The following is a 12,316-nucleotide window of genomic DNA, read 5'->3' on the forward strand; positions in this document are numbered from 1 at the left end:
CTACGGGTGATAGAGGGCGTGGGCGCGCGTCAGGTCGGCAGGCCCGTCCCCGCCCAGGTGGAAGAAGTAGTCCACCTGCCATGCCTGGGTGCTGCGGGCCTGCCGGTTGGTCGTGGTCACCCACGGCGGGTACACACGAAATGCACGCTTCCCGCCGCAGCCGTTGCGGGAGACGATGTCGCGCTCGCACAACACCTCGCGCGGGAAGACGAACTGTCCGAAGCCGTCGGCGCCACGGCTGCTGATGACGAAAAGGTCCACCCCGTCGTCAGCGTCGAAAGGCCGGATCGGCCCCTCAGCGGACCGCTGCCACATGGTGACGAACTGGCCCACCTTCGTCGGGGTGGTCTTGCCCGCGCGGAACCGGACCGACCGGCCATCGAGCGTGAAACCGCACGCCGCGTACTCGACGCTCTCCGGTTCGGGCACTGGCAGCGAGCAGGCAAAGACGCTCGGGTCGTACACCAACGCCTTCGCCGCCAGCAGATCACTGTGAAGCCCCGCCCACGGCTGATTCGTCACCATGCCGCCATCCTGCCATCGCGACTGCCGCGCTCTGCCTTGGCCCTCACCTGCCTCGCGATGCAAAGCCAAGCCGACCTGTCAGCGCCGGGCCCCTGGTACAACATCGTCATCCTGAACCGAAAACCTCAGTAGCTCTCTGGCTGTGATCCGGGAGCGCGTCCCAGCTCGTACGGGCTGTGCTCGGCTCCAGACCCATTTCCTGGATTACTCCGCTGATCCGGGCCGTGAACTATTGCACTCGTATGCAGTCCTGTCAAGACACGAATATCCGGTACGTGCTGAGCCCTCTTCGCTACGTCAGGATTCTTAGCAGGTGTCAATGCGCATCGAGAATGAACATACAGATCGGTAGCGATGCGTGGGAGTCGGGAAGCACTAGACCGACAAATGGTCCGGAATGGTTAGCCGAGACTTAATTACTCCGCGACGCCTATGCCCCGCAGTGCCACCCAGGCGATGAGCAGTTCTCACGCCACCACGGGCACCGGTCAAAGGGACCTGCCGACGGCACAGGACACCAATGGCGACGATGACGGGACCGAGAGCAGTGACACCGACCCCGCCAGCCAGGACTCGATTCCCACGTCCCCCGGGGACCAGTCCGACATCGGCGGAGGGGGCGGCGCGGAAGGCGCAGGAGGTGAGGGAGGCGCGGGAGGCGGCGAAGGCGGGAATTTCCCCTCCGACGACCACGACTACAGCAAGGACCAGTCCACGCCCGCAGACCACGACTACAGCCAGGACCAGTCCCATGAGCCAGTAGCGGGGCAGGACTACACGGGTCCGAACGACTTCAGCCAGTACCAAACGCATCCATGGGACGCCCCTCCGCCGGTAGCCCCGGACGAAAATCAGCACATGATGCCTGGCAACCCCAACCCTGATCCCATGCCGGACGACCCATACGGCTGGAGGACTGATCTTGATAACGACTTGTCGCACGAGGACGGAGAAGGGCTCAGGGGAGGCAGGGACGTGGCCCCCGAAATCGACACCGACTTCCTCTATGCCCCCTGATCCATCCCTTCTCAAAAAGAGCAGGAATTCCCATGACTCGCAGCCCCCGGACAAAGCGTCGTGCGCTGAGTGCCACCGTGGCCGCTCTGGCAATCGGAGGCGCGCTGCTGCCAGCCAGTGCATTCGCGGTCCCGGCGACGGCACACACCGGCACCGCGATCACGATCGAATCTCACGGTGGTCACAGCTGCCTCGGCTACGGTCTTGGCTCCAGCCAGGGCGCTGCGGACTACGCGCCCTGCATCCCGCAAGCCAGGCCCTACCTCAACCCCGATCCCAGGCCCCACTCCGACCCCAGTCCCTGCGATCCCGGTCCTTGCTTCCCCGAGCCCAAGCCCCTCCCCAGTCCGGACCCCATTGGCCCGCAATGCGACTGCAGCGGCATCGTGCCGCCCGGCGATGACAGCGCCTGACTGCCCAGGCCACCATCGGATGCGTTCGCACTCTGGCTGGGCGGTAAAGCGCCACGCTCGAAGGCCAGTTCCTGTGGAACTGGCCTTCCCCTCAGCGGGCAAGCAGCCCTGCGACGTGCGAAGGTCCTCAACTGCCCACGACACCAAAGGAAATCGGGCTGCGCCCCCTTGGAGGTCGCCGGAGGCAGGCGAGCGGCCCCGCGGACTGTCAGTGATGGCTCGTTGAAAACGGCTTCGACCCAAGTTCCGTGAAATGCCAGGCCCGGTAGGGGAATGCATGACCGACCTCTACCAGCGGGTGGTGTCACCCGCTCCCACGCGGCCCCAGGCTGGGGGGCCGGCGGTGACACAGCGAGCGTGAGGTCCTGGCGGCGCTGTGTGCGGCCGACCTCACGAGCATCGCGGCCGGATTCCGCGTGATGTCCAGACCGGCGGCTTTGCCGCCCGGGTGGGCCGCTGATCGCGGCACCGTCTTCGCCGGGGACGCTTCCTGGGTCCGTGCCGGGGCTGGGTGCGGTCGGCCGCACGGGCATCGCGGCCGGTCTCGGCGTGATGTCCGGGCCGGCACTCGTTGGCTGCGCCCGATTGGCCGCGTCCGAGATGAAGCCTGCGGCGGGGGCATGCAAAGTGATCCACACGAAGGCAACACCCCCAACTCGTCTGGAGATATCAATGTCACGAGCACTCGCGATCGGCGCTCTCCTCGGCCTCGCTCTCGCAACCGGGTCGTCCACGGCCGCATACGCCGTGGCCGGGTCGTCGGTCCCTCACAGCGCGATGAAGGCCACGACGGTCCAGTCCGCTCCTGCCGGCGGTTACGGCGAAGACGATGGCTGTAACGGTGACAACGGCACCGGCAACCTGTGTGTCTGATTGACACCTGTCTCGTGTGAGCCAGGGGTTGGCGGAGGCGGTGGGCTGTGTGCCTGCGTAGTTCCTCCTCCGCCTCCCCAGGGTGCGTTTGACTACATGCACCAGCCCCCAGGCCACATCAGAGGCCGGCATCGCAGACTCTCTCGGATGGTGACTGCGACGGTCGCATCGAGACGGCTTCCGCAGTCAGAGCCACGGTCACGTACGTAGCAATCGCACGCGAAATCCCGGCGACGTCGGCGGTCATCTCCGGGATACTGGTCGCCCGTGGATGAGGTCGAAGTCGTCGTCCCCCATTGTGAGCGTGCCACTGTGCGCGTCGGCGACGTGGGCCGCGGCGGGCGCCGCCATCCGCAAGCTGCACGACGCGCCGCTGCCGTCCCGGCCCGGCCGGGCCGGGCGGAGCATCGTCGCGCTGGCGGCAGAACTCGATGACGAGTGTGAGCTGCTCGTGACGAACGGTGTCCTGCCCGCCGGCCTGGTCACCCGCAGCCGTCAGGTCGCCGAGGCTGCGCTGCGGCCGTGGACCGCGGCGTTCACGCACGGCGATCTGCAGATCGCGCATGTCTTCGTCGACGGCGACGAGGTCACGGGCGTCATCGACTGGTCCGAGGCGGGCCAGGGTGATGCCCTGTACGACCTGGCCACCTTCACGCTGGGACATGAGGAGCACCTCGACGACGTCATCGCCGGCTACGGCATCGACGTCGACCTCGACGTGATCCACGCGTGGTGGTCATTGCGAAGCCTGCTGGCGGTTCGCTGGCTGATCGAGCACGGCTTCGACCCCTTCGCGCCGGGCTGTGAGGTCGACGTGCTGAAATCCCGGATGTGAGGCTGCGCGCGCCCGACTGCCCCGTATGCGTGTCGACGCATCGAGCAGGCCATCTGCTCCGGCGCATCGCCTGCCCTTACTCTCAACAAAATGCGGTGCGCGCACTTCGCCTTGCCTCACCCTGTCTACCCCGCCGCCTCGTCGCCGGCAGATGACGGCGCTGCCGAGGGTGACGAACGCGTGGTGGAGGTGGAGGTCGTCGGGGCTCTGCCAGCGGATGCGCGGGCGGCGAAACCAGTGCGGCAGCGTGATCGTTTTTCCACGACCCAGCGGTACACGCCCATGCGGGAGCCGTGCCCGGTGTGGCGCCGGGCGAGGTATGGGGTGATCTGGAACCAGCGGATCTTGTCCCGGTAGACCTTGTGGTCATGAGCCGCGGTCGGCGTACAGGTGCTTGGGGTGGCGCAGTGGCCGGCCGCGCCTGCTGCGGACCGGCAGGACGGCATGGATCAGCTAGTGCTGTGAGCGCGTAGGTTGGCCAGGGTGGTGGTCATTGCAGTTGGATGTGAGGTGACGTCCGATCGACCGCTGGAGGCGCGGTGGCGGAGCCCGTCCGCGTACGCAGACTGACCGACCAGGGGGCAGGAGCGGCAGCAGATCGTGCGCCGCGGCAGCACCAACTCGGTGTGCTACCGGCGCGCGATGGTGCTGTTGGCGTCGGCGGGCGGCAACCATGTGCCGGTGATCGCCCTGCTGGTGCAGGCCGATGAGGACGCCGTCCGGGATGTGATCCGCACCCACAGCGAGAAGGGCATCCGCTGGGGCGGACGCCCCCTCGTCACCGTGGCCTGAACTTGATTGCCCTCGCCTCACCTCCGCCAGAACAGGTGGTGCGTCACGCCGCTCGGGCTGGGCACGACCTCCAGATGAAACCGGTCGCTCAGCTCATCGGGGGACTCCCACAGGCGTAGTCCGGACCCGAGCTTTACCGGCGAGACCGCCACATGCAGGGTGTCGACGAGCCCCGCATCAAGGAACTGCCGGATGGTGGTGACCCCGCCGCCGAGTCGGACGTCCTTGCCCTGCGCCGCTTCCCGCGCCCGGTCGAGGACCGTGGCCGGGTCGCCGTCGACGAAGTGGAACGTCGTGTCGGAGAGCGTGAACGACGGACGCTCGTGGTGGGTCATGACGAACACCGGCGTGCGGAACGGGGGCTCCTGTCCCCACCAGCCGCGCCACTCGTCATCGCGCCAGGGCCCGCGCTGGGGCCCGAACTTGTTGCGGCCCATGATCTCGGCACCGATGTTGCGTGCGAAGTCCCGCGTGAAGTAGTCGTCCAGGCCCCGGCTGCCCCCGGGATCCGTGCGCATGGGCCAGCTCGCCGTGGCGCCGGCCCAGGCGAACAGCCTCTCGGGATGATCGTGGCCGAACGGCCGCTCGAGACTCTGGTACTCCCCGGCACCGATTCCGTCACTCGAGACGTTGAAGTTCATGACTCTCAGCAGTTGATCCACGTGTGTCCTCGTCAGTCCTGTCGTGTCACTGTGTGGCGAAGCGCCGCACACCATGACGTCGAACGGGACGTGGCCAGATCGACAGCGGCCCACAACTTTTTTCCAAGGCGTGTCAGGAAGCGGTCCCGTCAGCGGTGTGCCCGTGGCGGACGCGGACGGCACCGCGAGGGGCCGGGGTGGCCGCCACCCGTCGACCGCCAGGTGGATCTTGGCGGTCAGCCCGCCCGGGACCGGCCAAGCGCCTCCCGCCGATCACCTGCTGCCACATCATCCGATTCGACCTCAGGCTGATCCCCTTTTTGAGAGACCGTCCGCTACACAGTCTCCACCGCGTCGTTGCGGACCTGGACCTCGCGCAGGAGTGCGGCCCAGGTGCCATCCTTCTCCCATTGGGCGAAGCGCCGGTAGGCGGTCTGCCACGGGCCGTACCGTTCGGGCAGGCCACGCGACGGGGCTCCCGCGCGCAGTCGCCACAGCACCCCGTCCACCAACTGGCGGTGATCACGCCAAGGACGCCCGGCCCCAGCCGCAGCACGTCCAGGATCTGGCACCACGAGGCCCGGCCGACTCCAGAGCGGCGATGAACGAGTGGGGCCAGCCGGGCACGAACTGGTCCGACGAACGTCCGCTGCGGCGGTAGACGTGGCAGAACAAGCGGTCCGCACTGGTCAGCGCGTCCGGCCGCAGCCAGTGGGTGACGTCCACCACCAGGACCGGACGGCCGTCGGCGGCCTCGGGCTGCGGCAGCCCGGCCAGCACCTGTCGCAACGTGGCACTTCGACGTTCCCGCAGTTGAGCGCGTCGTACATCGCGTCGTGCCCGCGCCGGTGCTCGGAACGGTCACGGTGACCGTTCCACGATATTGAGCATCTGATGCCACGGGTGGAGCAGCGGCGAGGGCCGCCGGCCGTGGAGCGACAGCCTAGTTACCTGTTGGGTCGGTGCTCTTGATGACGGCGAAGACGGCACCAGCGGGGTCGAGGAACATCGCGAAGCGGCCGATGCCTTCCGCGTCGGCGGCCGGGATGATGACGGTGGCTCCGGCTTCGGTGGCTCTGGCGAGCGTGGCGTCGACGTCGGCCACTTCGAAGTACGGATGCCACTCCGGTGTCGATCCGGCGTCGAGGTTCTCCTGGGGCAGCTGCATCAATCCGCCGTGGCTGTTCTCCTCGCCGCCGCCAGCCGGCGTGAGGACTGTGTAAGTGAGCTCGGGGCTCATCTGTACATCATTTGTCTGCCAGGAGAAGATCGACCTGTAGAACGCCTTCGCTGCGGCAGCATCGGTGGTGTAGAGCTCCACCCAGGACAGGCTGTTGGGCTCACTGACGAGCTCGACTCCATTCACGTCGCTTGGCTGCCAGACAGCGAAGTCCGCGCCGGTGGGGTCGGTGAACTGACCCAGCCTCCCGAAGGAGAAGACGTCAGACGGGGCAACCCGGACCGTTCCTCCACCCTGCTCTACGGCCCTGGCGGTGGCGTCGGCGTCTGGCGTGTGGAAATACACCGTCCAGGAGGAGCTCGCGCCCTCTTCGGTGAGCGGGCCGATGCCCGCGACCGTCTTGCCGTCCTGCCTGAAGAAGCCGTAACCGCCCGCCTCCGGCCCCGCCGACTCGTATTCCCAGCCGAAGGTGGCGGTGTAAAAGGCGGCGGCTGTGTCGGTGTCCGGGGCACCCAAATCGAGCCAGTTCGGAGCGCCCGGCACGTACTCAGTCGACAGCATGGTGTGGTCCTCCGCAGTGGGTTCGGGACGCCGTCCACCCGCCGCTACGCCGCGGGTGAACCGTTTCTTGGGGGTTCGTGCTGAGGAACGAATACAGCCCTCCGAAGTTTTGGCCAGCAGCAGGCGATCACGTCGGATCTCAGAACCGGGTCATCGACCGGACAGCTGCCGGAGCGCCAGTTCAACGTGATCACCTGCTGTTCGCTCTGGGCTACCCGGTGAAGCAGGTCGCCGAGATCATGGGCATCCACGAGCAGACGGTGCGCAGGAACCGGCGCATCGCCGCCAAGCTCGGTATCGACCTGAGTGGCGACGAGGAGAAGGAGTAGACGTGCCGCGCCACATCGACAGGATCCTCGACCAGGCGGCCATCCCCGACACGGCCACCGACGACGAACTCGAAGACCTGAAGCAGGAGATCGTCCGCAACGTCACCGCCACCCTCATGTTCGGCGCCCGGCCCGCACCACAGGGCCATGACCCCACCCGTCTGGAGTACGCCGAACCTGCCTGGAGGCGCTGTCCTGTGAGCTCCTGCGCAGCACGCAGGCGGCGGAGCACTTGGCCGGCATCGCCGGCGACCTCGTCGGCGTTCTGCACCTCGGCTGCCTGCTGAACCTTGCCGAGAAGCCCGAGGGAGCACTGTGGTGGTGGCAGTACGCCGCCGGCGCTGGCAACGCCACAGCTGCCTCGGGGCTGCCGCAGACTCTAGTTGTGCCGTCTCATGACATTGGTTCCGTCGCCGTCAGGTTTGGCGGGCGCAGGACGTGAGGCGATCGGCGAGCGCGATGACGAGGTCTCGCAGTTCGTCGGGGCGCTCGATGACGAACGGCCGGTCGAGTGAGGCGAGTACCGGAGGCAGCCAATCGAGCCGGTCCGCCCGCAGCTCGACGCGCAGCCAGCGCTCGGTCGCCCGGTCCTGGCCTGCCGCGGGCTCGTGCTCTTCCAGGCTCGCGATGCTGGCGGGGAGGTGGGCGCGGATCTGCTCGACCGTCCCGTGGATCCGCAAGGTCACCTCATGCCGGTACTCGGCCGTGGCGAACGCTGACAACACGCGCTGTGCCGGACCGGGACCCACGGGCGCTTCGAATGAGCCGGGCAGGGTCCGCGCGTCTGCGATGCGATCGAGCCGGAAGGTTCGGTCCTCGCCGATCTGGGCGTCCTTGCCCGTGACGTACCACCGGCCCGCATGGGCGACGATCCCGTACGCGTGCAGTGTGCGTTCGCTGCGCCGTCCGTCGCGGTCGGTGTAGCGGATCGAGACCGGCCGACGGTGGCGCACCGCATCGGCGATGGTGAGCAGGACGCCGGCGTCGGGGTGGTCCAACTCGCCGGGCTGATCCGTGAAGGCGAGAGCTTCCAGGAGGGTGTCGAGCCGGCGGGCGATGTGCTTGGGCAGCACCCGTCGGATCTTCGCCGACGCCGTCTCGTTTGCCGTGCGCTCCGTCGTCGTCAGCCCTGCTCGGCGGCCGGCGACCAGGCCTAGCAGCACGGCCAGCGCCTCGTCGTCGCTGAGCATGAGCGGAGGCAGGCGGTACCCGGGAGCCAGCCGGTACCCGCCGTAGCGGCCGCGCACCGACTCCACGGGCACGTCCAGGTCGATCAGCTGGTCCACATACCGCCGCACAGTGCGCCCTTCGACGCCGAGACGGTCGGCGAGCTCGGCCACAGTCCGGGTGCCGCCCGACTGCAGCAGCTCCAGGAGTGTCAGCACGCGGCCGGTGGGTCGAGGCATGTTCGCAGACTAGCGCGAATACAGGACCGATTCTGTCCACTATTTCTCCTAGCCTGCGACGTGCACGCCTTCCAGCAGAGCCAAGGAGATTCCCATGGACTTCGTCTCGATCCGCATCATCACCAGCGACGTCGCACGCCTCGTCGAGTTCTACGAGCGAGCCACAGGGACGCAGGCGATACGGGCCACCGAGGACTTCGCCGAACTCAAGACCGCGGGCGCCACCCTCGCGATCGCCAGCACCCGCACCGTCCCGCTGTTCGCGCCGGGCTCTGCCCGCCCGGCGGACAACCACAGCGTGATCACCGAGTTCCTCGTCGACGACGTGGACCGCGTTCACCAGAACCTGACCGGCTTCGTCACCGACTTCGTCAACGAGCCCACCACGATGCCCTGGGGTAACCGGTCGCTGCTGTTCCGCGACCCTGACGGCAACCTCGTCAACTTCTTTACCCCCGTCACCCCGGAGGCCATCGAAAAGTTCGCACGCTGACGTCACATACAGCCGCTCACGCGGGAGCCCTGAGATCCCTGGGCTCCCGGTGAACGCGGCCGCCGAGTCCAGGAGCGCCAACCAGCAGGGCAGCACATCGGAACGCTGCCCCCGCAAGTGGTACGCCCGCTGGCGCGCACGGAGGAACAGGGGCGGTTCAGGACACCACGGGAACGCCGTCCGTGACCTCACTCAGCCGGACCGTGCACAGCCCGCGGGGCTCGCTCTTCACCTCCGTCACCTTGAGCTGGGTACCCGGCGTAAGGATGTATTCCTCCTCACCGGTGAAGGCGGAGAATCTCTTGATCCCGACCGCCCGGGCCGGCGTCACCTCGAAGAGGGTCCGCTTGCCGCGACTGCCCAAGAACGCCCTGGCCACCTTCAGCTCGGAGGTACACGAGGAGACGCCCCACCAGGTCACCGTCCGGCCCACCGGGTACTGCGCCCGAAGGTCCAGTGACACCCCGCGCCACAACGGCTGCGTGTAGGCCGGCAGCTCCGAGACCGCCGAGAACAGCAGCCGCAGGTAAGGCAGGTAGGGCGTGACCCTGGTGCGGTCGGGGGAGCGCAGAACGCTGTTGATCTCGCGGTAGAAGGCTGACTCACAGGTGTAGAGGTGGAGCGCGGCGATCGCGTCGGCGGACAGGCCGCCGCCGGCCGCCTGGTCCGCACGCTGCTTGCCGAAGTCGTGGGAGCGCCGGATGTGCCCGGCGAGCCCGGACAGTGCCGCGGAGACCGGGGCGACGGCGTCCTGGAAGTCCATCAGCGGGGTGTCGAAGACACCGGTGATCGTGGGCAGGACAAGGCCCTCGTCCTTGACGCTGGTGAGGCGCTCCAGGTACAGCTGGTGCAGGTTCATGGTCGACTCGATGAAAGCGCCCATGCGCGCCGAGACACCTCCGTCCACACCGCCCACGCCAGCCGCCGGCACGTTCCACCCCGTGCTCGGCAGCCAGTCGATGCGGTCGGCGCCCAGCGAGGTCAGGGCGTCGTTGACCTGGGCGAAGTGGTCGCCTTCGCAGAAGATGTCGCCCTGTGCCGCCGGATTCGCGTGGTCGAGGTGCCGGACTTCGACGTCCGGGTACTTCTGCTGGAGCCGCAGGACGACCCGCTTCAGGCTGCGGGCGTGCGCCCCCCACCACGCGAACACGACCCCGCGGTCCTCCTCGGTCGCGTCCTGCTTGGCCTTGAGGATCTCCTCGACGATCCGCTCGGCGACCGGCCGCCAGAAGGCCGTGTGCTGGTCGGCACCCATCGCCCCGTCGCCGCTCGCGGTCAGCGACGCGTTCAGCAGGAGCACGCCCTGCGTCAGCATCGCCTGGAACCACTCCGGCGGCTGGACCGTGTCCCGCTCCTTCAGCAGCGCCCGCACGTCGGCGATCGGGGTCTTCTTGGCGATGCCGTACTTCCACATCGCCGCCGCCTTGATGAGGCACCGGATGCTGACGACCCGACCGAACTGGCTGTCCTTCCAGTCGCTGAAGGTGTTGTCGAACATGGCTATGCCCGTGGCGCTCTCCGGTCGCGGGTACGGGTTCTGACCGAAGACCACGACCTTCCACTTGTGCGGCGGGTTCGGCTTGAGCGCCTGGAACGTCAGCTCGCGGACCGGGACCACCTCGTGGCTACGGTCCTTCCCGATGAACCGCGCGGCGTCCGGCTGCGCCTCGATGACCGGCTTCAGCAGCGGGAGCCAGGCCTCCCCGCCGCCGTCGAAGAGCTCGGTCAGGGCGAGGGGGTCGTTCGCATCGGGATGAGGCTGCAGCGGCTGGCCCGAAGCCGGGACGCCGGTCGTCGGTCCGGTCATGGCGGAGGCGCTTTCGCTCGTCGTGGCAGCAGGTGAGGAGGGGGCGGTGGAGGAAGCGGGAGCGGCAGTTCCGGCCGCCGGCGCGGGAGCGACGGGCGTGACGGCCGCCGGCGGCACGATGCGCACCCGCCGGTCGACAGGCGCATTCTCGATCCCATGAAGCTGGGAGATGATCGTGGACCGCAGCTCGTCGTCGTCCTCGAACCAGTGGTCGTGGAAGAGCGTGTAGCCGGTCCACATCAGATTGGCGCACACACGGGCCGGCACCTGGCCGGTCTGCGCTCCCATCCCGACCAGCGCCACGGACCGGATACTGCCCGGCTTCTTCCGGTTCTGCCGGTGGACGGCCTGGAAAGCGGCCGCGCACGCCAGTGCCACGTTCAGCGTGGCGCTCACGTTCTGCGAGGACCGCACCATCGTCGGCGTCGATATCAGGTACCGGGGGATGGTTGCGCCGGACGGGACGCAGACCGCGCTGCCCACGGGCATGGGTCCGGCGAACCGGTCGCGGATCGCCCGCTGGACGCGCACCTGGATGCCGGACCCCAGATACCGCTTGATGACGGCGTCGACCCCGCCGTCCATCCGGCCCCGGGAGTTCGTGGGGGTGACCCAGGCGTCGACGTCCTCGTCGAGGATCGAGCCCTTGCGGATCTCGATGCCGGGGGTGTCGGCGAACGCGGCGCGCCACGCCTCCACCACACGCTCGTTGACGTCCGTCAGCACCACCCTGAGCGCGGGCAGCACACTGCTCTCGGTCATCGTCCACTCCTGTCGTGCAACAGCGGTTCCAAGACCTCGAACGTATCGCCCACCACTGACAACGCAGCTCCGACAAGGGACCGGTGACCTGGCGTCATGCTGCGCGGTTGTTGCAGGAGCCGGCAGCTGGGGGGCGATCTCCAGGAGCGGGATGAGCCAGGCGAGGCCGGTGATGTCGATCTGGGCGCGCAGGACGGTGGCGCGGTCGGTGACGTCGCGGTCGGTGCCGGCATCGCGTACGAGGCCCAGAAGGGTCGTCGTGCGCTGATCGAGCGGCTCCAAGGACTGGCGGACGAGGGCGAGTTCGTCGTCGGCGTGGTCCGGTATGGATCGGCGGAACACGCTGCTCCGGCTCCCCACCTGCCCCAAGGCTGCTTCATGGCAGCACGTTGAGGAACGCGAGCACCTGGCGCGGGCCCGCGATCAGAAGCGAGGGGACGAGCCCGGCGACGCCGTAGCACCACCCGCGCAGGCCGTCGGGCACCCCGAAGTGTGTAAGCAGGGGATACACCGCCAGCATCCCGCCGAGGGCGCCGAGGGAGGCCAGCGAGAGCCGTACGGACAGCCGTAGCGTCTCCTGGGCCAAGGACAGCGGCTCGACGTTCCGCAGGTTCTCCTCGGGTAACAACGCGCCGCCCCGACCCTCGGCGTACCGCTCGCCCACGGTCGGTGCGCGTGCAGT

At 68.1% G+C, this 12,316-nt stretch carries 11 protein-coding genes and 4 pseudogenes; 7 read left to right on the forward strand and 8 right to left on the reverse strand.

Translation table 11 applies throughout. The features are described 5' to 3' along the window. On the reverse strand, positions 1-525 hold the full coding sequence (locus ABZ937_RS29570; protein ID WP_361696387.1) for a MepB family protein: 525 nt from the start codon (positions 523-525) through the stop codon (positions 1-3). 456 nt (positions 526-981) lie between these two features. Between ABZ937_RS29570 and ABZ937_RS29575 the strand changes: the two genes are divergently transcribed. The 3 genes and pseudogenes from ABZ937_RS29575 to ABZ937_RS29585 form a co-directional block, all read left to right on the forward strand. Continuing rightward, the gene (locus tag ABZ937_RS29575) at positions 982-1,542 is read left to right on the forward strand and encodes a hypothetical protein (protein WP_361696388.1); all 561 of its coding nucleotides are present in this window, start codon (positions 982-984) and stop codon (positions 1,540-1,542) included. Between the two features lie 1,605 nt (positions 1,543-3,147). Further along, positions 3,148-3,663 (forward strand): annotated as a pseudogene (locus ABZ937_RS29580) (phosphotransferase); the annotation flags it as partial. Between the two features lie 539 nt (positions 3,664-4,202). Beyond that, positions 4,203-4,437 (forward strand): annotated as a pseudogene (locus ABZ937_RS29585) (IS630 family transposase); the annotation flags it as partial. A gap of 35 nt (positions 4,438-4,472) precedes the next feature. Here ABZ937_RS29585 and ABZ937_RS29590 read toward each other — a convergent pair. The 4 genes and pseudogenes from ABZ937_RS29590 to ABZ937_RS29605 form a co-directional block, all read right to left on the reverse strand. Then, positions 4,473-5,117: a dihydrofolate reductase family protein gene (locus tag ABZ937_RS29590; RefSeq protein ID WP_361696461.1), complete on the reverse strand. Its 645-nt coding sequence runs from the start codon at positions 5,115-5,117 to the stop codon at positions 4,473-4,475. A 186-nt stretch (positions 5,118-5,303) separates the two neighbouring features. After that, positions 5,304-5,635 (reverse strand): annotated as a pseudogene (locus ABZ937_RS29595) (transposase); the annotation flags it as partial. Further along, positions 5,635-5,953: pseudogene (locus tag ABZ937_RS29600) on the reverse strand (transposase); the annotation flags it as partial. The pseudogenes ABZ937_RS29595 and ABZ937_RS29600, both read right to left, overlap by 1 nt. A gap of 86 nt (positions 5,954-6,039) precedes the next feature. After that, positions 6,040-6,837 carry a VOC family protein gene (locus ABZ937_RS29605; RefSeq protein WP_361696389.1) on the reverse strand — a complete coding sequence of 266 codons (798 nt, stop codon included), beginning with the start codon at positions 6,835-6,837 and terminating at the stop codon, positions 6,040-6,042. A gap of 77 nt (positions 6,838-6,914) precedes the next feature. Here ABZ937_RS29605 and ABZ937_RS29610 point away from each other — a divergent pair, with 77 nt between their 5' ends. Then, complete coding sequence (locus ABZ937_RS29610) at positions 6,915-7,166, forward strand: helix-turn-helix domain-containing protein (RefSeq protein WP_361696390.1); 252 nt, start codon at positions 6,915-6,917, stop codon at positions 7,164-7,166. Between the two features lie 2 nt (positions 7,167-7,168). After that, the gene (locus tag ABZ937_RS29615; protein ID WP_361696391.1) at positions 7,169-7,453 is read left to right on the forward strand and encodes a hypothetical protein; all 285 of its coding nucleotides are present in this window, start codon (positions 7,169-7,171) and stop codon (positions 7,451-7,453) included. A gap of 129 nt (positions 7,454-7,582) precedes the next feature. On the opposite strand, the gene ABZ937_RS29620 is transcribed toward ABZ937_RS29615, so the two are convergent. Next, on the reverse strand, positions 7,583-8,572 hold the full coding sequence (locus tag ABZ937_RS29620; RefSeq protein ID WP_361696392.1) for a YafY family protein: 990 nt from the start codon (positions 8,570-8,572) through the stop codon (positions 7,583-7,585). Between the two features lie 94 nt (positions 8,573-8,666). Between ABZ937_RS29620 and ABZ937_RS29625 the strand changes: the two genes are divergently transcribed. Then, positions 8,667-9,065 carry a VOC family protein gene (locus ABZ937_RS29625; protein ID WP_361696393.1) on the forward strand — a complete coding sequence of 133 codons (399 nt, stop codon included), beginning with the start codon at positions 8,667-8,669 and terminating at the stop codon, positions 9,063-9,065. 157 nt (positions 9,066-9,222) lie between these two features. On the opposite strand, the gene ABZ937_RS29630 is transcribed toward ABZ937_RS29625, so the two are convergent. Next, positions 9,223-11,634 carry an ADP-ribosyltransferase domain-containing protein gene (locus ABZ937_RS29630; protein ID WP_361696394.1) on the reverse strand — a complete coding sequence of 804 codons (2,412 nt, stop codon included), beginning with the start codon at positions 11,632-11,634 and terminating at the stop codon, positions 9,223-9,225. Between the two features lie 96 nt (positions 11,635-11,730). On the opposite strand from ABZ937_RS29630, the gene ABZ937_RS29635 reads away from it, so the two are divergent. Beyond that, positions 11,731-12,027: a hypothetical protein gene (locus tag ABZ937_RS29635; protein ID WP_361696395.1), complete on the forward strand. Its 297-nt coding sequence runs from the start codon at positions 11,731-11,733 to the stop codon at positions 12,025-12,027. Here ABZ937_RS29635 and ABZ937_RS29640 read toward each other — a convergent pair. Continuing rightward, complete coding sequence (locus tag ABZ937_RS29640) at positions 12,011-12,298, reverse strand: hypothetical protein (protein ID WP_361696396.1); 288 nt, start codon at positions 12,296-12,298, stop codon at positions 12,011-12,013. The two genes, ABZ937_RS29635 and ABZ937_RS29640, sit on opposite strands and share 17 nt — an antisense overlap. Positions 12,299-12,316 lie beyond the last annotated feature (18 nt).

Origin of the sequence: Streptomyces sp. NPDC046727 (assembly GCF_040645635.1) — a bacterium.
Classification (GTDB): Bacteria; Actinomycetota; Actinomycetes; order Streptomycetales; family Streptomycetaceae; genus Streptomyces.

Bases quoted from the DNA above. Each gene is read 5' to 3' on its own strand.
- ABZ937_RS29570 (WP_361696387.1), bottom strand. From the start codon at position 525: ATGGTGACGAATCAGCCGTGGGCGGGGCTTCACAGTGATCTGCTGGCG.
- ABZ937_RS29575 (WP_361696388.1), top strand. From the start codon at position 982: ATGAGCAGTTCTCACGCCACCACGGGCACCGGTCAAAGGGACCTGCCG.
- ABZ937_RS29605 (WP_361696389.1), bottom strand. From the start codon at position 6,837: ATGCTGTCGACTGAGTACGTGCCGGGCGCTCCGAACTGGCTCGATTTG.
- ABZ937_RS29620 (WP_361696392.1), bottom strand. From the start codon at position 8,572: ATGCCTCGACCCACCGGCCGCGTGCTGACACTCCTGGAGCTGCTGCAG.
- ABZ937_RS29625 (WP_361696393.1), top strand. From the start codon at position 8,667: ATGGACTTCGTCTCGATCCGCATCATCACCAGCGACGTCGCACGCCTC.
- ABZ937_RS29630 (WP_361696394.1), bottom strand. From the start codon at position 11,634: ATGACCGAGAGCAGTGTGCTGCCCGCGCTCAGGGTGGTGCTGACGGAC.
- ABZ937_RS29635 (WP_361696395.1), top strand. From the start codon at position 11,731: ATGCTGCGCGGTTGTTGCAGGAGCCGGCAGCTGGGGGGCGATCTCCAG.